General features: G+C 60.0%; 12 protein-coding genes. 6 read left to right on the top strand and 6 right to left on the bottom strand.

The features are described 5' to 3' along the window. Positions 1-136: 136 nt before the first annotated feature. From HBOR_RS15155 to HBOR_RS15135, 5 genes are all read left to right on the top strand, one after another. Positions 137-3,115 (top strand): ABC transporter permease, encoded by a 2,979-nt coding sequence (locus tag HBOR_RS15155; RefSeq protein ID WP_006055920.1) that lies wholly within the window; start codon positions 137-139, stop codon positions 3,113-3,115. Next, entirely contained in the window at positions 3,108-4,751 is a 1,644-nt protein-coding gene (locus tag HBOR_RS15150; RefSeq protein WP_006055919.1) for a hypothetical protein, read from the top strand. Before HBOR_RS15155 ends, HBOR_RS15150 begins: the two co-directional genes overlap by 8 nt. 54 nt (positions 4,752-4,805) lie before the next feature. After that, on the top strand, positions 4,806-5,324 hold the full coding sequence (locus HBOR_RS15145; RefSeq protein ID WP_006055918.1) for a metal-dependent hydrolase: 519 nt from the start codon (positions 4,806-4,808) through the stop codon (positions 5,322-5,324). 76 nt (positions 5,325-5,400) lie between these two features. After that, a complete protein-coding gene (locus HBOR_RS15140) occupies positions 5,401-6,099 on the top strand; it encodes an ABC transporter ATP-binding protein (RefSeq protein ID WP_006055917.1) in 699 nt (232 codons plus the stop codon). 18 nt (positions 6,100-6,117) lie between these two features. Further along, entirely contained in the window at positions 6,118-9,114 is a 2,997-nt protein-coding gene (locus HBOR_RS15135; protein WP_006055916.1) for an FtsX-like permease family protein, read from the top strand. Between the two features lie 34 nt (positions 9,115-9,148). Here HBOR_RS15135 and HBOR_RS15130 read toward each other — a convergent pair whose 3' ends face one another. Both HBOR_RS15130 and HBOR_RS15125 read right to left on the bottom strand, forming a co-directional pair. Next, entirely contained in the window at positions 9,149-9,967 is an 819-nt protein-coding gene (locus HBOR_RS15130) for a hypothetical protein (protein ID WP_241432385.1), read from the bottom strand. A 147-nt stretch (positions 9,968-10,114) separates the two neighbouring features. After that, a complete protein-coding gene (locus tag HBOR_RS15125) occupies positions 10,115-12,934 on the bottom strand; it encodes a BGTF surface domain-containing protein (RefSeq protein WP_006055914.1) in 2,820 nt (939 codons plus the stop codon). Between the two features lie 308 nt (positions 12,935-13,242). On the opposite strand from HBOR_RS15125, the gene HBOR_RS15120 reads away from it, so the two are divergent. After that, a complete protein-coding gene (locus tag HBOR_RS15120) occupies positions 13,243-14,352 on the top strand; it encodes a hypothetical protein (protein ID WP_006055913.1) in 1,110 nt (369 codons plus the stop codon). A gap of 150 nt (positions 14,353-14,502) precedes the next feature. Here the strand turns inward: HBOR_RS15120 and HBOR_RS15115 are convergent, their stop codons facing one another. The 4 genes from HBOR_RS15115 to HBOR_RS15100 form a co-directional block, all read right to left on the bottom strand. Further along, positions 14,503-14,739: a hypothetical protein gene (locus HBOR_RS15115; protein WP_006055912.1), complete on the bottom strand. Its 237-nt coding sequence runs from the start codon at positions 14,737-14,739 to the stop codon at positions 14,503-14,505. Positions 14,740-15,018: 279 nt separating this feature from the next. Further along, entirely contained in the window at positions 15,019-15,891 is an 873-nt protein-coding gene (locus tag HBOR_RS15110) for a PGF-CTERM sorting domain-containing protein (RefSeq protein ID WP_006055911.1), read from the bottom strand. 1 nt (position 15,892) lies between these two features. Then, complete coding sequence (locus HBOR_RS15105) at positions 15,893-17,134, bottom strand: dockerin type I domain-containing protein (protein WP_013446582.1); 1,242 nt, start codon at positions 17,132-17,134, stop codon at positions 15,893-15,895. Further along, positions 17,112-22,445 (bottom strand): CARDB domain-containing protein, encoded by a 5,334-nt coding sequence (locus tag HBOR_RS15100; protein ID WP_241432384.1) that lies wholly within the window; start codon positions 22,443-22,445, stop codon positions 17,112-17,114. Before HBOR_RS15100 ends, HBOR_RS15105 begins: the two co-directional genes overlap by 23 nt. Between the last annotated feature and the right edge of the window lie 63 nt (positions 22,446-22,508).

The following is a 22,508-nucleotide window of genomic DNA, read 5'->3' as shown; positions in this document are numbered from 1 at the left end:
ATGAAAATACGACAGCGTTTGCCGACCAATTAACGTCGGTCTAACGATTCTCACTTCGTTTCTGTCGTCCGCGTTGCAGAACGAAAACCAGACAGATAGTTACTTCCCGGCGGAGGGTTGTCTGTAGACTGACTCCATGGGATACCGTCGAGTTCTGTCGTTCGGATGGGCACGACGAGATACACTCGCCGTCGTGGTCATCGCACTCACGGTCTCGTTTCTCGTCGGTGCGGCCGTTCTCGGCGTGGCACTCGGCGATCAGACGACGACCATCGCGGCCGAGTACGAGACATCCTACGGGATATACGAGACACCCCAAGACAGCAGTTCATCGACAGCGCTCACGTTGACGCTCGCTGAGACGACGCTCGACGGCCAACAAGTCCCGGTCGTCGGGATTCCGCGTGATGCTTCCGCTCTCACTGTTCGAGGAGAGACGATTTCGCTCCCGACGCCTGAACGCGGGGCGCTCGCTGCGGCGGCGTATCAGGGGCCTGAATCACGACTACAGTCGGATGCGAGCGGAGAGACCGTCAGTATTCGATCCCGCCAATCGAACTCGTTCATTCCCGATTCGTGGTACGTCACCGACCCAGCGACTGCCGCCTCGTTCGACCACGCCACCCAAGTCACGATTCGATCAGTTGACGGACGCGCTGCCACGCCGCTGCTCTCCGCCTTGGAGTTCTTCGTCCGCGGCGCGGGCGAACTCGTTCGACTGCTCAGGCTGGCGACGGTAGCGGCGGGCATCCTCGTTGCGGTGACCATCTACAGCGTCGTTCAGATCACCGTTCGGGAACGCAGACCAGATATCGCCGTACTGCGCTCGACCGGTGCGACGCCGCGGCAGGTCCTCCAACTCTTCGCGCTTCGAGCGGTCACGCTCACGGCGGTCGGGACCGCCGTCGGATACGGCTTCGGTCTCATCCTCGTTCGTGTCGTCGTCAACGCCGCGATATACGGCGGGCTACCGACATCGCTGAGTGCACAGATATCTCAACCGGTACTCTCGGTACTCGTTCCCGCCGTTGTGTTATTCCTCGTCGTTGGGGGTCTGTCCGGCCTCCTTGCGGCATACAAAGGCGCGACACAGGAACCGGCCGCACTCGCCAAACCAGCACGGCAAACCGCAGACGCTGACACCAGCCGATTCGCTGGATTGCTGGAAACGTGCAGCAGCTTCCTCAAAACGCGGCTACTCGGATGGGAAGCGCTCGTTCCAACCGCCTCGACGCTCACAGTGTTCATGTGTGCGCTGTTGCTCTTGACCGCGGTCGCGGGTGCGGTCGGTCCCGCCTCGGACACCGATGGACAGACGATAACGCAACCGGATGCTCCGCATCCGATTGCCAGCAACGTGCCGGTCGTGTACGCCGACGCGCTTCGCTCTCAAGAGGCGGCAGCCAGCCCGGAGATTCTCCTGTTCGAGGTGTACGAGGGCGATCCGATTGTCGCACGAGGCGTCAACTTCTCCGCATACCGGGAGCTATCCGGCGTCCAAATCACGGAGGGGTCCGCACCCAACCAGCGGTACGAGGCTGTCATCGGGGCTGATCTCGCTCGTTCGAGCGACCTATCGCCGGGAGAAACAGTCGTCATCGGCGGTAGTACAACCGCCAGCGTCGCACGGTTCAACATCACCGGAACGTTCACTGGAACGGGGATTCAGGACGACCAACTACTCGTCTCGATACCGGCCGCACGAGAGATGGGGAATATCCGCGACGACTCGGTTCACTTCGTCCGGACGCGCGGCCTCGACCGCGAGACCGCAGCAACATCAACGCTTGTTGCGACGAGTGCACGCCTCCGAAACGTGAACAACCGAACCGGCGTGTCCGTCGCCGTGACGAACCTCGGTCTGAGCGAGGCAACTCGGGAGTTCGAGATCAAACTCGGGTCTACCGTCCGCAAAAGATCGGTAACGGTCGGGAGCCAGCAGTCAACGCGCGTGTTCGTTCCGTTCGACGAAACCCCGTCAGGAACGCATACACTCGCAGTCGGCGAAATTACCAAAAACGTCAGTGTCGGCGGGCCGAACGGCGAATCCGACAACCTCTCGGGACTCTCGATCTCCGCACCGCGGACGGCACCGACGAACAGTACACCTGCGGTGAGGGTATCTCACGGAGACACACCAGTGGCAAACGCGACGATTAGTCTCGGCGCACAAACCGTGACAACGAACGACCGCGGACTCGCCAGACTGGCGCTCAACTCGACTGGGAACGCGACGCTCGTCGCCACAAGTAACGGAGAGCGAGAAACCACCACAGTAACCGTCAGAGACGACGCTGTTCGGGCACTGACGCTCGACGCGACGGTCTCACCGGATGCGCCAAGCATCTTCACGCGACCGAAAGCGACCGTACGCGCATGGAATCCGTGGGCAGAGACGGTTCAGTCGTCACTCCGAGTAACCGGGCCGAGCGTCGAAAAGAAACGCCCCGTGACTGTTGAATCGGGTGAGACGGCAACCGTGCGCGCCCGACTGCCGCGGCGGCCAGCCGGGTCGTACACCGTCGAAGCAACGACAACAGCAGGACAGCGCGTCACCGCGACGTACACTGTACAGGGTGATGATCGACTCGGTGCGGCACTCGCACAGAGCGGCAGATACACCGGCGGCGGAGGAATTACGCAGGCGATTCAGGTTGCATTCGGCAATATCGAAGTGCTCGTCCTCGCTGTCGTCGCGCTGCTATCCGTGATGACGGTCGGAAGCACCACCGCCGCATTCACTCGTGCGGTTCACACGACGAAGCGCGAAATCGGGATCCGGCGCGCGACGGGCGCATCGCCGTGGGCGATTCTCACCGACGTGATCGTCGATACGCTCAAAATCGGGACGACCGCGACGGTGCTCGCAGGAGTAATCGCGTTCGGAGTCGTCAGCGGACTCCTCTCGGTGGGGGAACTCCGCGTCTTCGGAGTCGTCCTCGAACCCGTTATCACGCCGACAGCCGTTGTCGCTGCGCTCGTCGGCGGCGTCGCACTCGCGGTCATCAGTGCGACGCTGGCGACAGCGGGGATGGTTCGGAAGATGCCAGCGTCGCTCCTAGTAGACAGACATATACCAGTCCCTGAAGGAAGTGGGGAACGACGCGATGCGTAAACGACGACGACGGTTCGGACTCGCCCTCACCGCTCTAGTACTGCTAGCGCTTGCGATCCGGTCGTTTCCACTCCACCTGAGTCCGTATCCCTCGACGTTGGACGGCTTCAACTACGCCGCGATGGCGCGGACGGCGACCGAAACCGGGTCGGTGCCGCTCACCGGACGGGCGGATAGCCTGCTGTTCACGTCGCTGTTCGCTGTCACCGGCACCGTATTCGATGCTGATCCGCTATACGTGGCCCAACCGCTAGCGACGACAATCGGTGCGATCATCTGTTTCGTCGGTGCCGTCGTCGCACGCCGCATCGTCCGCGATACTCCGCACCTCTCGGTCCGACCGTCTACTGTCGCCACAGTCACGGCCGGTCTCCTCGCGGTCCAAGGATTATTCCTGCGACGAACGGCCGTCCCGGACGAAGAAATCGTCGCAATCCTCCTCTCTTTGATCGTTGCGGTCTCGCTTCATTACGCCTTCCGGACGGGCCAGCGACGATGGTACGGTATCGTCGGACTGCTTCTCGGTATCTTCCCGATATTACACACGTTCACGTCGCTCGTCGTCGGATTGATCGTCACTGCGCTGACTGCACTGCACGTCTCGCGGACGTTGACACGCCGCTCGCTGCTCTGTGGTGTCGGGCTTGCAGGTGGGTTTTGGGCGTACATCGCCGTCTACTACCGGACTGCGGCAACGAGCCTTTCGCTCACCGTTCCGTACGTGGATCGCATCACGGCCTATCCGGGACTGTTCGTCGCGTGGGGTATCGTCCTCGTTATCGGCGTGGTGTGGATCCAACACACCAGCCTCCGCATCAGGCAGGGAACGTATCTCGCGGTCATCGGCTCGTTCTTCGCCGTTGTGATCCTGAACGCGTTCACGCCCATCTTCCCGGGCACGGTGACCACGCCACGAACCGTACTCGGATTGGTGAGTCTGCTCGTCGTCGTTGCACTCGCAGCGGTCGCCTCGCTGGATGTTCTCGATGAATATCGCGGTGCTTTCCTCCTCGTGGCACTGTTTTCCGCGCCGGCCGTCATCATCGGTTTTAGCCTCACGGCGTCGCTCACACCCGAGTACTTCGCCACTGCAATGCGCGCACAGACGTTCCTTCACCTCCCGATCTTGATCATCAGTGCGATCACCGTTGCGCGATTGCTCGAACGGCGGGGTGACAGTAGCCCACGGCGAGCACTCCGCATACTGCTCGTCTTACTCGTCGTTGCGACCGTGACCGCCTCGGCACCGCTTGCGTTCATCAACTTAGACTCCGGGTCAGCCCTCACAACGACCATGCCGTCCGAGTATCAGGGCATCGAGTTCGTCAGCACCCAAAGCGAGTCGGACTGGGTAAGCGACCATCCAGTTACGCGAATCGGAGTGTACGTATTCGACGAAAACGCAACGTTCGACCCCGTTGCAAACTGGTTGACCGGAGGTTCGAGTCCATCCTGTCCGGTCCTCTCACAGCGGTCGTGGACGACGACCGGGGCACACCTGTTCCCGACAGCCCCGAAAACGGTCTCACCGGAAGCGTACGACCGGTGGCTCTCGTCTCGAAACGTGGTCTACGCCTCAAACGGACGCGACCCACTCGTCATCTCGATGCCGAGCGGTCAGTACTCGGGTTGTTAGACGCGACGGCGTCGGAACCGAACACTGATACGTCCGCCGCAAGCGACTCTACGTGTGTATCCAATCGGGCATCTCGCGCTGGCATATCTCAGCTACGTTCTCTACGCGAGAGTCACGGATATCCAACTGCCGCACGGCCGTCCGCTTGCCATCCTCGTCGTGGCATCGCAACTCCCTGACCTCGTGGACAAACCGCTCGTGTACATCGGCGTGCTGTCGAGTGGGCGCTCGCTCGCACACTCGCTCGTGGTTCTCGTCCCAGTGCTGCTCCTCGTGGGGACAATCTTGGTTCACCTCGAACGGCGGCCGCTGTGGCCGATCCTCAGTGTCGGCACGCTCTCACACGTACTCGGCGACTCCTATCGACTCGTTCTCACACAGCAGTGGACGGAGCTTCGATTCCTCCTCTGGCCCGTGTTCCCCGCAATCAACTATCCGAACGACGGAATACCGCCGTGGGTACGACTGCTCAACCACGGCTTCGGTCTCGGGATGCGAGTTCAGTTCTCGCTTGCTATCGTGGCGGTGGCAGTCTGGGCGTGGAGTCGGCACCAGCATCCGGTCAAGCGGTAGCGTCGATTCGTGTCGTCAGTTTGTAACTCACAGAAGCAAACGACATACATAGGAGAAGCGTGAACGTGGCGGCAAGATGGCACCCGTGCTCCGCGGCGAAAACGTCACTGTCGAACGGGGAGGGAGCGTCATTCTCGACGGCATCTCGCTCGATGTCGCCGACGACACGTCGCTCCTTGTCAGAGGCCCGAGCGGCGCTGGCAAAACGACTCTCTTCAACGTTCTCGGACTACTGAGTACACCGACCAGCGGGTCACTCTTCGTCAACGGCGAGGACGCCAGTTCGCTACCGGAGCGAAAGCGCGCCGCGATTCGGCGCGATACGATTGGGTTCGTGTTTCAGGATTTTCAGCTGATTCCGGACCTCTCCGCGTGGGACAACGCCGCGCTCCCGCAGGACCACACCGGGAGCCGCGACGAATCGTGGCTCGAAACGCTATTCGACGCGCTCGACATCACAGACCTCAGAGAGCAGTACCCAACTACGCTGAGCGGCGGGGAGAAACAACGCGTCGCCATCGCCCGCGCGCTGGCGAACAAACCCGACGTTGTGCTGGCGGACGAACCGACAGGACAACTCGACCCGAACACGGCCGAGCGCGTGCTTGATCTCCTCTTCAGAGTCAAAGCGCAGACGGATACCGCTCTCGTACTCATCAGCCACGACCGAGGGTTAGCACCGCGGTTCGCGGAGACAGTACTCCTCCAAGACGGCCGCATCACAGATGCGGACGACGACGAGCTGGAATCGATAGACTACTCTCCGCGGCAATGACCGCGCTCGGGGGCTGAGATGCGATTCGAATCGACGCTGCTTTCGTCGTGGTCTCGCCGGGAGTGGCTGAGTGTCGCTGTCATCGCCGTCACCACGGCGTTTCTCATCGGCTCCGCCGTCCTCTTGCTGACTGTCGGCTCCTACACATCGACGCTCGAAGGCGACCTCGAAAGCGCTTCGACGGCGACGTATTACGAGTCACACGACGCTGCCGTCGCCGCCACGGATACGGGAGACCTCGTATTTCCGCTCATACGTGTCGATATCGACGGTCACACCCGAACGGTCGTCGGGATTCCGCCGGACGCCCCACCGAGAATCGAGGAGGCGTCGGTCGCATGGCAACCAGCGACCGTCCCCAGCGCTCCGGACGAGGGGCTATACGGTCCAGTCCCCCGAACGACACAACTCCCCGTCGGAACGACCGACACGACGGTGTCACCACACCCGCCCGAACAGTCGATATTCCCGGCGGAGTGGTACGTCGGATCGGCTGATACGGTTACATCACTCGGAGCATCAGGCGCACTCGTCATCGAGGCCGGAGGAGAACCGGCAGGTATCGCACAGTGGCAAGAACAGGGAGCACCACTGATCGGCGCGTTACCGTTCTTAGTCAGCGGTCTCGGGCAGGTGATACGAACGCTCACCATCGCCGCCGTCGGCGGCGGATTACTCATCCTTGTCGTCGTCTACAACGTGACGCGAATGTCGATACGCGACCGCCATCCGGAGATACGGGTGGCGCGGGCGACCGGTATCTCACCGATCCGTCTCTTCGCTGTGCTGCAAGGGCGGGTTCTCGGACTCGTCGGGACAGGGGTGATATTGGGCTTTGCAATCGGTCTCATCACGACAAAAGCCGTCATCAACGCGGCGACGTACGCCGGATTGCCGGTCACGATACGGGCCGTCGTCACGTCGGATATTCTGTGGGCAGTGCTACAGATCGGTGGCTTCCTCCTCGGGATGGGCGTGCTCGCCGGCGTTCTCGCATCAGTTCCCGTCGTTCGAGGGAGTCCTGCGACAATCGGCCGCTCCACGAACACGACACAGTCGATTGCGACACGGGTTCGAGAACGGCTCTCGCTCGTCCAGCCCACGTTCGTCGATTGGCGGGCGGTCGTTCCGACGACGACGACAGTTGCCGTCTTCGTGCTGGTTATCCTCCTCACGACTGCAATCGGCGGCGCACTCGCACCACTGGCAACGACGTCGAGCGGCACTGTCACCGAGGCCGGTATCACGCACCCGCTGAATAGCCGAATCAGCGAGGAGTACGCGTCGGTCCTGCGCTCGCAGAACATCACGGCGAGTCCAGAGGTACTGTACGCGCAGACACGAAACGGCGAACCGTATCTCGCTCGCGGAGCGAACTACACGGCGTTCAGCGCGGTTTCGAATACGACAGTAGTCGAAGGGCGGACCCCAGCGGCCTACGACGAGGCCGTTATCGGGACAAGTCTCGCGGACACGCTCGATGTCAGCGTGGGTGAGACGATAATGGTCGGTGGAAGTGTCACGCCCGGCGTTCGGCGACTCACAATTGTCGGGCGATTCTCGGGCGACGGTATCACCGACGACCAACTACTCATTCCGCTACAGACGGGACAGCAGTTAGCCACCGACAGTAAAACCGTTCACCTCATCCGGACGAACGGTGATACGCTCGACTTCGAGCGATTTGCGGGGCAATCAAGCGGTATCGTCGTGACCGAGCTATCAGGTTCGTCATCGGTAGAAGTTAACCACACGTACACGCTGACGGTTCGAGGAGAGAACCTTGGGAAGAAAGCCGCGACGCGGAACGTAACGGTTCGCGCTGATAACAGGACGCGCAGTCGAACGCTCTCTGTCGGGCCGGGAGAAAGCGGCGCGGCCGATGTCGGGTTCACCTTCGCAGAGCCGGGAACGCACACGATAACAGCGGCAGAAATGACCAAGTCAGTCGAAGTGTTCAGTCCGCGAACGCTCCGACTCCCCGCGAAGTTCCCCAGACGGGCACCACCGGGTTCGACACTCATCGTCCCCGCGACGACGCGGAACGAGACGCCCGTTACGGGGGCGACAGTAACGCTCGGAGATCGGCAGGGTACGACGAACGAGCAGGGCACTGTCCTCATGCGCGTACCCACGGAACCGGGTGAGTACACGCTCACTATCGAGAAACAGAACTACACGAGCGAGCGGCGCACGCTCGTCGTCGAAGAGGATGCACCGCAGCGCCTCATCGGACGACTACAGGTATCACCACAACGCGGAACACGATTGACCAAGCCGGAGGTAACGGTACAGTTGGCGAACCCATGGGGGCAGTTTTTCGTGCGAAACGTTTCGCTCGTTACCCCCGCGGAGACGGAACACCGAACCGTGGAAATGACCGGCGGCAATATCACGCAAATTCGTATTCCGGCCTCGGACGCGGGACTTGATGACTCGCTCACCCCCGGAACGTACGACCTCCGATTAGTCTCGGATGAGATTGTCCTCGCAACGACGACGTACCGCGTCACCGGTGACGAACGGGTCACCGCTACGCTCGCGTCCCAAGGCGAGTACTCACAAGGGACGGCCATCAACCACGCCATCGAGAGCGTCTTCGGGAACGTTCGAGTACTGTTCCTCGTTATGATCGCTCTCGCTGGCGTCAGTACGGTCGGTGGGACAGCGGCAACGTTCGCTCATGCCGTCCACGCAAACCGACGCCGAATCGGTATCTTCCGTGCGACGGGTGCGAGTCGCCGGCAACTACTCGGAGTACTCGCCGTGGATGCAGTCAAACTGTCACTTCCGGCGATAGCTATCGCATTCGGGACGGCGTTCACCGTCATTTACGTTCTCGCTCGAAGCGACGTACTCGTCATCTTCGGCATTAAACTGCACGCGCCCCAGTCCGTAGAACTCCTCCTCGGGACTGGACTCGGCGCGCTTGCACTTGCGATTGGCAGTGCACTCGGCGTCGGATACGCCTTCCTCAGTCACGACCCCGAACGCCTGCTTCGGACCGAACGATAGGCGCACAGGCCGAATCAAGCGAACGCGGCGAGCGCTATCCGAGCGAACCTTCTTCTAAGGGAGCGTCCAGCGCATCTATCGCTTCGGGGGAGACGACGATGCTATCGTTCCGATACACCTCGGCGGGGAGTTCTTGATCCATGAACGCTGCCAGTTCATCGAGGAACTCGTCGGGACGGCTTTCGCGGACCGTGAGGTAGTTAGTGTACTCAGCATCGCTGGCCCGTAACGTGAGATACACTTGTAGGAACTCCTGTCTGATTCGTTCCGGTGCCGTCTTCAAGTACTGCGGAAGGGAGACATCCGCATCGGCGTTTTTCGTGCCTCTCGGAGCGCCGAGCGCGACCAAGGCGCGCGCCAGCGGTGCCTGTCCCTCCGTGGGCGAAATCTCCCACGTCTTGCGGCCATCGATATCCTGAACCGTACGGTAGCCCCCGGCAAGTCGTTCGACGGCGGCGGTGATCTGTGCCTCGTGTCCTTTCCCGAGGGTGAATCTGAGGCTGTAGTCCCGCGCACCAATGGATCCACCAGCGAAGACGGCGGCGACAAGCGTATTGAACGCGTGTCCCGCTTCGTCCTCCCACGTCGCGTCGAACCAGCCGTACTGGTGTCCGAAAGAGAGCGCTTTGACCTGATCTGGCTTTCCACCGTGCAACCAACCGTGGACACGGCCGCGGGGTAACCCAAACTCGTTCGAGACGGCTGAGGATCCTTTCTCGGGGTTGCGTTCGTGATACGACTGAACACATCGATACTGTTCGACCGCGTCCCACGCATCGTCGTACTGGCGGGGATCGTACGTGGAAACGAGATCGCGTTCGCTAATCACATGGAGGTCTCTTCTGGGCGGCATCTACTCGTATATGTACCCATCGAGAAATATTAAATATTCTTATTAGAATTGAATGACACTACTGATGAGTTTTGACTGTGCTCGGGTACCGCGCCGAAAGAAAGGAAAGTAAGAGGCCGGCGTGAGCCGGTGGTTCAGCCAGCGACGTTAGTCGCGGCGGACTGCGAGGAGCGCCGCGGCGAGGAGTGCCGTGACAGCAACGACGACACCGAAGCCGGGCGTACCCGTGCCGGTTTCAGTTTCAGTGTCTCCGCCGTCAGTCGGCGTGTCTCCGCCGTCAGTCGGCGTGGCCGTCGGCGTCGGCGTGTCCGTCGGCGTATCTTCGCCGTCAGTCGCCGTGTCCGTCTCGTTGTCCGGCGTGTCCGTCGGCGTCGGCGTCTCGGGACTCTCGACGACGTTACCATCAACCGTTACAGAGTCAGCTGCGCCGCCGTCGATCGTGATTTCGTAGGTGTCGCCAACTGCCTGTTCGCTGAAGTCGAGCGTAGCCGAGAACGTCTGGTTCTCGGTGACGTAGACGGTCGCGGGCTTCAGGAAGCTCGGCTGCGTGTCACCCGTCGAGCGGGCTCGTACGCTGACTTCCGTACCAGGCGCGACAGTCGTCTCGGCCATGATCGTCTGACCAGCAGCATTCGTCACGTTGTACGGGTCGTCGATCATGTAGTCGGCCTCGACAACTTCGTACTCGTCTTTGACCGTCTCACCGTCGTCTACGTCGGTGAGGTTACCTTCGTCCTCGTAGACCGTGAAGTTCGCTTCGAGCACGTGATCCTTGTCAATCGAACGCTCGGTCGTCGTGACCTGGTCCGTATCGTACTTGATGAAGTACGTGTTGTTGTCGGAGTCGGCCCAGACAGTCGTGTTGTCCGTACCGAGTTCGAGTTCGTACGGGTCGCGGTTCGCACCGGGGTTCGCTTGCTCAACGGTGAGCTCGAAGGCGCCGTCACTATTGACTTCGGAGAAGAACTCGCTGGACACGTCGTCGTCCGACTGTGCACCAAGGAGCCCTTCAAGACCGGAGGCCTCGAGCTTGTGGACCGCTATGTCGCCTTTGGCAATCTTGTTCGCCTGCGTGAGGTTGTTGTTCTCTACTGCGTCGTAGAGTTCGTCGATATCTTCGAAGTTCGTACCAGTCGGGGCGACCCAGCTCTGGATGTTCGTCGTGTTACGCTCTTCGAGCTCGAGCGTACCAGCGTCTTCGGAGTCGACAGTCTCATCCTGACCCGCGCGGACTTCGAGCGGGTACCGGCCCGGCTCGAGGAGCGACTTGACACTCTGCTCGATAGTTGCAGAGGTGATCTCGTCGTCGTCCTGATCTTCGAGCGACGGGGTACTGTAGACGTTACCGCCATCGCCGAGGTCACCGGACATTCCGGTTGCGGCGTAGGTGTTGAACAGGAGGCTGACCTGTCCGTCACCGTTGACGTCTTCGATCGTCACGTTGCTCTCGAAGGCGAGATCGTCCGACCCGAGCGACAGAGTTGCGAAGTCGGAGTTTTCGACGTTGATCGTGATGTTCGCAACGTCACCGCGCTGGTCCACGAAGAGACGGTCTCCGGGGAACGATGTGCGGCCCTCACCGGCCTTCTTAACAACGATCGAGGAGGATTCGGATTCGACGCCGGACTGCTTGTCCGTCGCCAGGACCGTGTAGTTGTCTGCGTCGAGGTCGAGTTCCGATGCGTTGAACGAGAACTCGTACTTGCGCTGACCCGAGAGTTCGACGTCACGTTGTTCGACGGTGTCACCGTCGGAGTCGAGCAGTTCGAGTCGGACCGGACGGTTGCCTGCCTTCGCCTCGACTACTCCCTCAATCTCGTCTTCAGTCGTGACGTTGAGGTCGTCGATGTTCACTTCGAGGCCGAGGTTACGGACGTTGACCTGCGCGCTGCCCTCGCCCTTGAGAGTGATGTTGTACTGACCGGTTTCAGTGTCGTCGGTCGTGCTGAAGACGTAGACCTGACTGTTCGTGCCAGTGTTACCTTCCTGGAAGGAGTCGAAGTCCTCGTCGTCAGAGGCCTCAACAGTAATCTCGGTTTGCGTCTTATCGGTGATAACAGCGATGTTGGAGCCCTGGTAGGCGTTGATGTCGCTGCCATCCTTCACCGGCACGGGAGCGACGGTTACCGTCTTGTTACCCGTGTCGTCGAGTGCGTTACCCGAGGTGTCCTCGATGCTATCGAAGAGCTTGATCTCCACGTCGCCCGTGTAGACGTCGTCGAGACCGAGCACGACGCGACCGGAGCTTCCCTTTTGATCGAGCGAGATCTTGCTGTCTGCAATCGGCTCCTCGTCGACGTAGAGGTTGAAGTCGCTCTTCTCGATGTCCTTGATAGGCTCGTTGAAGGCCAGTTCGAGTTCAGCATCCTCGCTCGCGGACGTGTCGTTGTCGTAGAGGTCTGCGTCCTCGAAGCTCGGAGCAGTGTTGTCCTCCTCAAGGTTGTTGACGGTGAGCTGCTGGATGTCAGTCGCAGCGAGGTCAGATCCGTCAGACTGCGTCATCGAGAGCGTGACCTGACCTTGCTGGTCGGATCCGATGTTGCTCGGCGCGTCAACCGTCACGGTACCGCTCAGGTAGATCGGGTCCGTAACGTCGCCAGAGGCAGGGTTGATGCTGATCTCTGCGCTAGCGTCGTTGTTCGTCAAGGTGACGGAGCCAGTGCCGATCTGGGTGCCCGAGGCGTTCTCGATGACCAGATTGGAGTTGGCGAACGTCACGCCCGCGGGGAGCGTGACGTTGATGGTATCCGCAGCGCCATCAGCGTTAGTATATCCAGAAATCGATACGTTCACGTTGTGCTGGCTGCCCGTTTCACCCTCATCGACATCTGTCGGACTGAAGGTTACTTTGGACGCACCAGAGACCGCAGCAGCACTTCCAGCGAACGCGATGGTGCCGGCGAAGACCGACATAACCATCAGCGCCGCGAGGAATACTGCGCGGAACTGCTTCGTATTACTTGTCATGGTTTGTCTATCGTTGGTACGACGACACAGGCTTTGGCCGTTTGTTGACGTCCCAATATCCTGAAGGGCTGGGGACACAGCTTACTCGCCAGCGTGTCGTCTCGGGTAGGGGTAGATGAGACAAATGACGGATCAGTTAAGTACTTTGTGAAGATGTCAGTGGATGGTACTGATTAACTAGTTGTAATTACCGGTTAGTTTTCATCATTGGGTTGCGAGAGTGAGCTTCGGGGCGGGCGGGCGAATGGGCGTGCGTACGCGGACGAAGAAACACACTTATCCTCACTGCGGAAATGGTCGTATAGCACATGGCCTCGACTCGAGTCTGTCTAGGCGTTTTCCTCGCAGTTTGCCTGTTGACGGTTCCCGTCTCAATCGGGCAAACGGCGGATTATCGTATCAGTACCGAGGAATCTGTCGATATTCCCGACCGAACAATCGAAACAAAGTGGGGCGAACAGACAGTCACAGACATCGGAAAATACCAAACTGGTGACTACGTCTCGGTTACGACCAACGCTCCGTCAGACAAGGAGTACACAGTTCGGATAATAAACAGCGAACAGGAACTCATGCACAGCAATCCCGGGGTGGGCGACGACGAGTCGAGGTTCGAACTCGACCGATACGACCCGGGGACGTACGCAGTCGCAATAATGAATGGAAGCGAGGAGGTATACGCCGTCCAACCGCTCGTGGTTGCCGGATACACGGTTGACCAGCATGCGCCAGAGAGTGCTGAGAGCGACGGCCAGATGGAGGTAAGCGTCGAGTTGACGAAGGTGAGCAACGACGTATCGCCACCGCCGGCAACTGTCGAAGTTGTCGTCGGAGACGATACGGACTCAGTTCGTACGACTGCGACGAAACAGTCCGACCTAACTTACACTGCCACTGTTGACCTCAGTTCGCTCTCGACCGGGGACTATCGAGTCTACAGCACGGTTCGGCGCGACAACGAAGTATTCGGAGAGAAGGAACTCATCGGTCTGAGCGATTCACAGCAGCTCTCCGTCGTGGCCGAACAGCCGTCGACACCGAGTACGACGGAACCGCAATCACCAACTGAGACGGAATCTCCGACGGCAACACCGACGACGACACCAACGACGACACCGACAACGAGTGAGTCGGCTCCGAACGGACAACAGCCCGCAGGTGGAGACTCTGCGGACGAAGATACAGACGCCACCACTTCGTCGCCTGCTGATTCGACGACCGAACAGGTGACGGACACCACTTCCACCGAACCACCTCAAAACACGACGGCGACGACGATGCCGACCCAAACGGCATCGTCAACAGCACCGTCTACGGCTGTACAGACGACAACCACGGAGACACCGGTCCTCCCGGACATCAGCCTCCTCATCCTGTTCGTTTCGCTGACGCTCCTGGCGCGTCGTGCCACGAACTGACGCTAGGAATAGCGGACCGGATAGAACCATCCCGCGCTTTTTCGTTCGATGCGATATCACGGCGGATAGTACACACGTAGCAGCGTCCTCGTCGGAACGAGACACAAACTAACGACCCCCCGAACGACTGCATGGAGCGACAAAAAGCGATTATCGGAGTTGTTCGTACGGAAGTGTGTACAACGATACGTCTGTATCGAGGTGTTCCGGAGGTTCTGTGAGGATCTCGCTTCGAGACTCGACGGCTTCTACCGGATAGACGTGCCATTGACTGCCATATCCGGCATAGACATCGACTGCCGTCGTGAAACGAAGGTCGTCCGGTGCCGTATGCGCTGTGAGCGACGATGGTACGTGTTCACCTGCTTCGTAGTGTTCGTCAGGCATATTCAGATTGAGGGAGCTACTGTTTCGGACGGTGTAGGTACTGGTTGACGGCCTGGGTAGGCGATCAGACCATGACAGTACCTCACATCCTAGCCGCACTAAGTACACGTCGGGTACCCATTTGAAGATTGTACCTGTGAGTATTGGTACGTGATCTCATATGGGGACAGTAACAAAGATGATAGCAACTCGGTCGCGGAAACGACCCGCCCTCGACTGAGGGTCGGATAACGGCAATCGGCTACTCGAAAAAGTGGGAAAACCGAATGGTCGCGTTGCTCAGTCGCGGCGAACCGCGAGGAGCGCCGCGGCGAGAAGCGCCGTGATAGCAGCAACGACACCGAATCCGGGCGTCAGACTTTCCGTCGGCGTATCGGTTGGTGTGTCCGTCGGCGGCGTCGAGGTCGTCGGCGTATCCGTCGTCGGCGTGTCCGTCGTCGGCGTCGAAGTCGTCGGTGTCGAGGTCGTCGGTGTCGAAGTCGTGGGCGTCGAGGTCGTCGGCGTCGGGGTCACGTCACCGCCGCCACCGCCGCCACCGCCGCCACCGCCACCGTCGTCACCGTCATCTCCATCATCACCGTCGTCACCGTCGTCACCGTCGTCACCGTCGTCACCGTCGTCACCGTCGTCACCGTCATCTCCGCCATCATCATCAGATCGGCTGATGACGATGCTTTCTGTCCCACCGGAGTGGGGAAGGAGGTTACCCTTCGTATCGGAGAATTCCTCAACCGTCACATCGACGTCAGTTCCGTCATTCGGGCTGTTAGCGGTCACATCAACGTTTGCGAGTGTGACCTGACCGGTCGGTCCCTGCGTTTTGTCGGTGTAACCGACGACAGTCAGGGTGACCGTGTTTCCGCTCTTGCTCTGGTCGGTACTCACGTCGAACGTCGAGGTTCCCGAAACATCGAGACTGACGGCGCTGTCGTTGTAGGTGATGTGCACCTTGTACGCGCCGACGCCATCGGCGTCCTCAACGTTCTGTGCGACCAGTGTCGCACTATCGTCTGCGTTCCCTTCGGTGATTGTGTCCTGCGCATTCACCGAGATGGTTTTGCTCGACTGCGCACCGGCGAATCCCGTCAGCCCAGCACTGACGAGCATGACGGCACACATCGCGGTGACGAGTACTTGCATACTTGTTCGCATCTTATTGCACCCCCGAGTAGTCCGGCGTTCGGTTGTCGGCGGCGTACTGTGCGATGAACATCGCGTCGATTGCGGACACGCGACCGTCGTCGTTCACGTCGGCGTACTCAGGGGACTGCCCCTTAGCGACGTCCGCTGAGACCGCGGAAGCATCCGTTGCGTCCACAGTGTCGTCACGGTTCACGTTTCCGAGTTCGTATCCTTCGTATTCGAGATCCACTTGCGTCGTCGCTCCTGTCGGCTTGATTTCCAGTCGTTTGTCGCCGTCAACCATCGATTCGGACACGAGATTACCGTCGGTGCTGACAGTCCCGTCACCTTTGGTGGCGACGGACGGCTCTTGGACTTCGTAGACGGCCGTTCCGGAGTCCTTCGAGAAGGTGAACGAAACGGTCGTATTTACGGGTGAGACAGCCGATCCTTCGGTCCGAGAGGTACTGCTGACGACGATGTTCGTCTCGTCGCTGGTGTAAGCGATGGGCTGAATCGTCTTCTCATCCTGCTTCACGAACGTCACGGAGTTGTCACCACCAACGGCCGTGTCGAACGTGAACGACGGGTAATCGCCGTCGAGACCGGACACGGAGACAGTGTGTTCGCCTTCGAGGACGGTCTCGGAGACGCTACTACCCACGGCGTTGCCGTCGATAGACACGTCGGCGTTGCTGACAGCGTTCCCGTCCGTATCGACAACGTTCGCCGAAACGGTACCCGTTCCGAGTGCCGTCATGGACGTACTAGCTCGGACGTTCTGGTCCGTGTTGTACAGCGGTCGGACGTCTGCGGAGACAGTCGTCGAACCGGGCGTATCGACGGTCACGTTGAAGTGATACGTGCGCGTCTCGCCAGCGTCGATGTTGGCACCACTGATAACGAGTGCGTCACCGGTCTGGAACGTACTGTCCTGAACCGCTGCTTCACGCGTGTTGCTCGGGTCACCATCGGCGTAGACGGTGTCCGTCGCGCCCGCGGGAAGCGACAGCGGACTGCTAATCGGTACTTCGACTACGGGGTTCAGGAACGCGTCGTCCGCGTTGTTCGTCACACGGACGGTGAGCGTCTGATTCCCGTTTGTGCTGAAGTCGTCCGGTGCTACCACCTCGACCGTATATGGGTCTTGCTGCGCAGCTACGGCTCCGGGACCGATTGCGAGCGCAATCGGTGCCAACACGAGGAGTGCGGCCGTCACTGCGGTAAATGTCTGCTTCATCTGAATCACCTCAGTTGTTCTCCGTATGCTCATCTTCGTTCACGACTTGCACCGACTCGACGCCGATGACGACGAGGCTGTCGGAGTTCTGTGCCTCTAACTCGATTTTACCAGTTCCCTCGTCGCGGAACTGCTGAAGTTCACTGGTCGAGAAGGTGACCGTATCGGTCGTCGTCGAACTATCGACCGATGCGGTCTTCGTCACGCCGCCAACCGTCACATCGACGGTCTGCGGAGTGACACCGCGCTGGTCCGCGGTGGTCAGCGCGTTGATTGCCACACCCGTCGCACGGGTGTTACCGAACGAGCCGTCACTGTCGTAGACGCCAACGAGGTAGTCGGTGGCATCCTCGACAGAGTCGGCTGCGTCCGAGGTTCCTTGGGTCGTCACGCCCTGCGTCTCGTTCAGTGCAAGGATCGAGTGACCCGTCGCCCGCGTGACTTCGCCGTTAGAACTCCAGAAGAAGGAGTTCCGATAGGCGTCCCACGAGCCATCGGCGTTCTGGTTGTCGATCAGCCACTGCGAACCGTTATCGATGGCAGTGGACAGGTCGGTATCGGTTTGTTGATTCACACGCTGACGGAGTGCAGCGCTCTCGTTGACCGTTGCGAGGCCGCGGAGCGCGAGTGCAGTCGCCTGCGGTTTCTGGCTGATGTCGGACTGACTTCGGTCGCTCGCCCAGCTACCGTCGCTGTTCTGGTTCTCGATGAGGAAGACTGCCGCATCGACGCGGAAGTCCTCGGCGGTCTGCGTAGCACTCGAGTTGAGGTGTGGCTCTGCGCGGTCGAACGCGACCATCGTGTACCCCGTCGAGGAGAACTGGTCGCGGAGGAAGTAATCCGTCGCGGGGACGGAGCCATCAGCGCGCTGGTGGTCGGAGAGCCACTCGATCGAACGACTTGCGTTGACCGTCTGGATATCGTCTGAGACCTCAGCGCGGGTCCCTTGCACTTCGTCGTTTGCAACCGACGTCACGCCCTGCAGCGCGGCGGTCGTGTAGTAGAGGTCGCCCTCGTCGTAGAAGGCGCCGCCGTACATGCTCCAAGAGCCGTCCTCGTTCTGTGCGAGATCAGGCCAGATGAGCGAGGACGCTTGGTTCGTGCCGAGCTTTTCGACACCGATTTCGATAGTGTCGTTCGCCCGTTGCCGGTTGTAGTTGTTCGGGATGTCGCCACTGCGGTAGTACTGGTCCGTCCGAAGCGCACCCATCATCTGGCTCGTCGTCTGCTCGACGCACCCGTACGGGTAGGTGAACAGATATTCGAGGCCTGCGAGGGTCCGTCCCTGTGAACCAGCCTGCACGGTGACGTTCACCGTGTGGTCGTAGGTCGTCGCACTGGACAGATCAACCGTCACGTTGTCCGAACCCGACGAAAGCGTCGTCGCGTTGGTGTCCGTGAGGCGGATCTTCGGCACCGAGAGGTTCAGAGTGGTGCTCGCCGACGACGTTTGGCCGTGTGCCTTCGTCGTGACGTTCACCTGCGCGTCGGAGACATCCTCAGTCGTGTTGACTCGGACCTTCCACGCAGCGGTCCCACCGGTAGCGGATGCTGGGACATCTTTGCTCGCGTTCTCCGAAGCGACCAGTTCGAGGCCGTCCGGGAGTTCGAGCGTCGCATTCACCGTCGTCGGGTAGTTCGTCTGGAACCGTGCCGTCGCGGTGAACGTCGTCCCGTTCGTCGCGTCAGTCGGGACCGAGATGTCCTCCGCGTCGAGGTTCAGATCGAACGCTTTGACCTCAATCGTCTTCGCTGCCTCGTTGTTGTCGAACGGTACTGCGTCGTCAACCGTCGCAGTCACCGTGTAATCGCCACCACTGTTGTAGGTGTGAGGCGCTCGCGTGGTGTTGGTCTGCGAGGCGTTGATACGACCCAGATCGACCGTCGTGTTACTGCCATCACCGTAGTCAACCGCGGCCGTCGCGTTCAGAATCGGTGCCGTACCGTTGTTCTTCACGAATACGACCGTGTTGGTGGGCGTACTGGCCAGCGTGTTTTTCGGGACGAAGACCCGAACGTCGGCGTCAGCGTACCGGACGAGCGTCGAGTTGACTGCGATGTTGTTGCCTTCGTCCGTCTCGGTGATTTCGTTGTTCGGGTCAACGATAACCGTCACGCGGGCGTTGCCGTCCGCAAGGTCGCCGAGCAGGTTGTCCTCAGCGAAGTCGGTGAAGTCGAACGAGAGTTCCGTCTCGTTCGCACTGTCGGTCCGGTTGGCGACGAAGCCTGTGTGCTTGGTGAGCGTCTTCGTCTCACCGGATGCACTCCGAATCCGGAGGTCAACAGTTGCGTTATCGACATCCACGAGACCGTCATTCGAGACCGTCACGTTCGCTGTGACGTTGTCGCCGAAGCGCTGTTGTCGCTCGATATCGAGGTCGGGCTTCAGATCAGCGCCTTCGGCGAGATGGATGACGAGATCTTTGCCGTTCTCGCTGACAGTGACGTTGCGCGTGTACGGACCCTCAGAGAACCGGTCTTCTTCCGGTGGTTCGACGATGACACCGACATCACCGCGAACCTCGATGCCGGTCTCACCGCCTTCACTGAAGATGGGTGTTCCTTGCGCCGTCGTCGATTCGGTGATACCCGTGATCGCGTCGTTGTTCCGATGGACGACAGTGACAGTTGCTCCCTCGACAGGGTCGCCGTCTTGGTCTACGACCGTGACGTTCAGCACACCGGCGTTCGGCAGGTCGAACGTCCCGATGTTCGAGACGTTCGTCACGGCGGGGACCGTCGTCAGCGCGTAGATGTCCGGCGAACCGTCGCGTTCGAACACCGGATCATCGGCTTGGCTAGCTGAGAGGTTGAGCTGCCGGTAGCCGACGTTCTGTTCGGTCGTCGCGTTCGCGGGGACGTAGAACGTCCCGTTGTCGTTGGTCACGGCACCGTTCACAGCGGTCACGTTCAGTCCGTCGAGGACGAAGCTGTACACGACGTCGTCGGCCGCCGCGTCGCCGTCAGACGTGTTGATGGTCCCGGTGATAAGCGGACCACCAGTGACCAACTGTTCGTCAATGTTGTTCTGTTCGTCCGGTTCGGTGAACTGATCGTCCGCATCGGCACGGACGCGAACGGTGTAGTTCCGTGCTTCCGCACGGGTGAGTTCAGCAGTCACCGTCGTCGAACTGCCGGGCGAGAGCGTCACGCTCTCGTTCGTCAGTTGAGTGTAGTTGGACCCGCCTTCAGGCTGTGCGTCGAGGACAACCGTCGCATCGGTCACCTCGGCGTTCCCGACGTTCGAGACCGTCGCTTCGACCGGAACGACGCCCTCAGAGACCTCCGACGGCGTGTTCGTCACGGTCGCCGCGAGGTCGGGAGCGGAGACGGTCACGGTCTTCGCATCGAGCGAGCCGATGCGAACCGTGTGGTCGCCGATACCGAGACTGTCCGCGGTGAACGAGACATTCGTGGTCTCGCCGCTGTCCAAGGAGACGTTTCTCGTCTCCAGAACCTCGTCATCGACAGCGAAGGCGACGAGGAAGGAGCCAGCCTGACCACCGGTATTTTCGACCGTCGCGTTCGCGGTGATGGACTCGCCCAGTGCGACGGTATCCGGAGACACCTCGAAGTTCGAGTATTCGAGGTTCGCCGGTGCGTTAACGGTCACCGTCGCGGGACCGAGTCCGGCAATTCCGAGGTCGTACGTGCCGGGCGCGAGCGTCTTGGTGAACGAGATGGTCTTCGACTCACCAGCGCCGAGCGTTCCGTTCTGGTAGTCGGTGATATCGCCGTTCTTGACGAACGAGGCGTTGTATTCGCCCGGACCGGAGCCGTTGTTTTCGACGGTCGCGGACACCGTGACACTGTCACCGAGGTCAACGTCGGTCGAGCTGACATCGAAGTTGGAGTACTCGATGTCCGGAATACCAGTGACAGTCACCGTCTTCGGAGCCAGACTGTTGAGACCGATATCGAACTGGCCGGTCTGGTCGAACGTCACATCGAAGGAGGCAGCAGCGGTCTGCCCGGGAGCGACCTGAACCGTCTGCTCGTCGATGATCTGTCCGTCGCGCTTGAGTTCGAAGGTGAAGTAGCCCTCGAAGTCACCGACGTTCTGAACGGTACCGTTGACGACCAGCGTCTCGTCGCTCGACAGTTCCGTCGTGGAGAGATCGAACTCGGTCAGCTCGAACGCGGGAGCCACAACGGAGAGAGCGACGCTGTCACCGATATAGGCCGTGTCACCGACCGGTTCCTTACTGACGGTTGCCGTGGCGGACTCCTTCGGGGAGAACGTCACGGTTCCGTCAGCGCCCGTCGTGTAGGTCTCGCCAGCGTAGGTCACGTTGGCGTTGGCAACCGGCTCATCCTCTTCGTTGGTCACCGTGAACGTGACTGGCGTCCCCTGCCGAACCGTCGTGTTGTTCGCCGCGAGGTTCAGTTGGACGCCTTCGACGAGTTTGATCGTGCTTTCGGACGTGATGGTTTCGGTGCTGTCCTGCGCCGTTGCAAAGTGAATAATCGAGTACTCGCCGGTCGAGAAATTCTCGTTCGTTTGCAGCGAGACAGTCTCCGTCGGGCCACCAACGGTACTGGTCAACGACGAGTACAGCGTCGTATCGCCGGTCGAAGTGACGTTCGTCGAATTATCAGTCAGCCGTTCGAGCAGCGAGATAACGTTCGTATTTCCGTTGTACTGGCCTTTGGGAAGTTCGCTTCCGAGGATGTTCGTACCATCCTCGATATCGACGACGCCTTCAACACCAGAGACAGAAGATTCGATAGCCTCGATTTCCGTCCCGTTGACTCGAATTTCCTGGCTTTGGTCGCTGATTTCGGTTTCGTTGAGCAAGAGAACGGTATGAGACACGTCGGACGCGCTGAGGTTCTGCGAGGCGTCCACGTGTACCGAGACATTGCTGCCGGTAGCGGCGACCGGTTGATGACTGACCGAGGACGCACCCTCACGCACGATGTAGTGATTAAAGCCAACAATGGTAATGTTGCTCTTGGCTTCGAGATCACCGTCAGAAATCTGAACGAGGCCGGGATGGTCAGGTTGGCTCCCGTTCTCGACTATCGCCACTGCAAAGACGTACTGACCGGATTTCTGGGGTGTAAATCGGAAGTAGTTCTTACCGGGTTCACCCGTCGTGTCATTGATAATTCGAGCATGCGTGTTCTCGCTGTCAGTGATGTATCGACTGATATGCTCGATCGAATCGGGTTTCTCGGCACCCTCTTTCAGTCGGATAGCGACTGTCTGAACGCGCTCATCGTCGATGACGTCCTGATACCCGTCTTGGAAGAACTTCGACGTGATCGGTTCCCCGCGTGTGAAAACGTGGAACTGTTGTTTATCCAGCGATGTGGATAGGTCTCCCGTCTTAATCCTCACAGAAGTACTCTCAATCGAGTGTGCGGGTTTCTGAACGTCGGACACATCTGGCGTACTAAATGT

The sequence above is a fragment of the Halogeometricum borinquense DSM 11551 genome (assembly GCF_000172995.2).
Taxonomy (GTDB): Archaea; Halobacteriota; Halobacteria; order Halobacteriales; family Haloferacaceae; genus Halogeometricum; species Halogeometricum borinquense.
This window is presented reverse-complemented; position numbering and strand designations above follow the sequence as displayed.

Bases quoted from the DNA above. Each gene is read 5' to 3' on its own strand.
- HBOR_RS15110 (WP_006055911.1), bottom strand. From the start codon at position 15,891: ATGCGAACAAGTATGCAAGTACTCGTCACCGCGATGTGTGCCGTCATG.
- HBOR_RS15105 (WP_013446582.1), bottom strand. From the start codon at position 17,134: ATGAGCATACGGAGAACAACTGAGGTGATTCAGATGAAGCAGACATTT.
- HBOR_RS15155 (WP_006055920.1), top strand. From the start codon at position 137: ATGGGATACCGTCGAGTTCTGTCGTTCGGATGGGCACGACGAGATACA.
- HBOR_RS15135 (WP_006055916.1), top strand. From the start codon at position 6,118: ATGCGATTCGAATCGACGCTGCTTTCGTCGTGGTCTCGCCGGGAGTGG.
- HBOR_RS15130 (WP_241432385.1), bottom strand. From the start codon at position 9,967: ATGCCGCCCAGAAGAGACCTCCATGTGATTAGCGAACGCGATCTCGTT.
- HBOR_RS15120 (WP_006055913.1), top strand. From the start codon at position 13,243: ATGGCCTCGACTCGAGTCTGTCTAGGCGTTTTCCTCGCAGTTTGCCTG.
- HBOR_RS15140 (WP_006055917.1), top strand. From the start codon at position 5,401: ATGGCACCCGTGCTCCGCGGCGAAAACGTCACTGTCGAACGGGGAGGG.
- HBOR_RS15150 (WP_006055919.1), top strand. From the start codon at position 3,108: ATGCGTAAACGACGACGACGGTTCGGACTCGCCCTCACCGCTCTAGTA.
- HBOR_RS15115 (WP_006055912.1), bottom strand. From the start codon at position 14,739: ATGCCTGACGAACACTACGAAGCAGGTGAACACGTACCATCGTCGCTC.
- HBOR_RS15125 (WP_006055914.1), bottom strand. From the start codon at position 12,934: ATGACAAGTAATACGAAGCAGTTCCGCGCAGTATTCCTCGCGGCGCTG.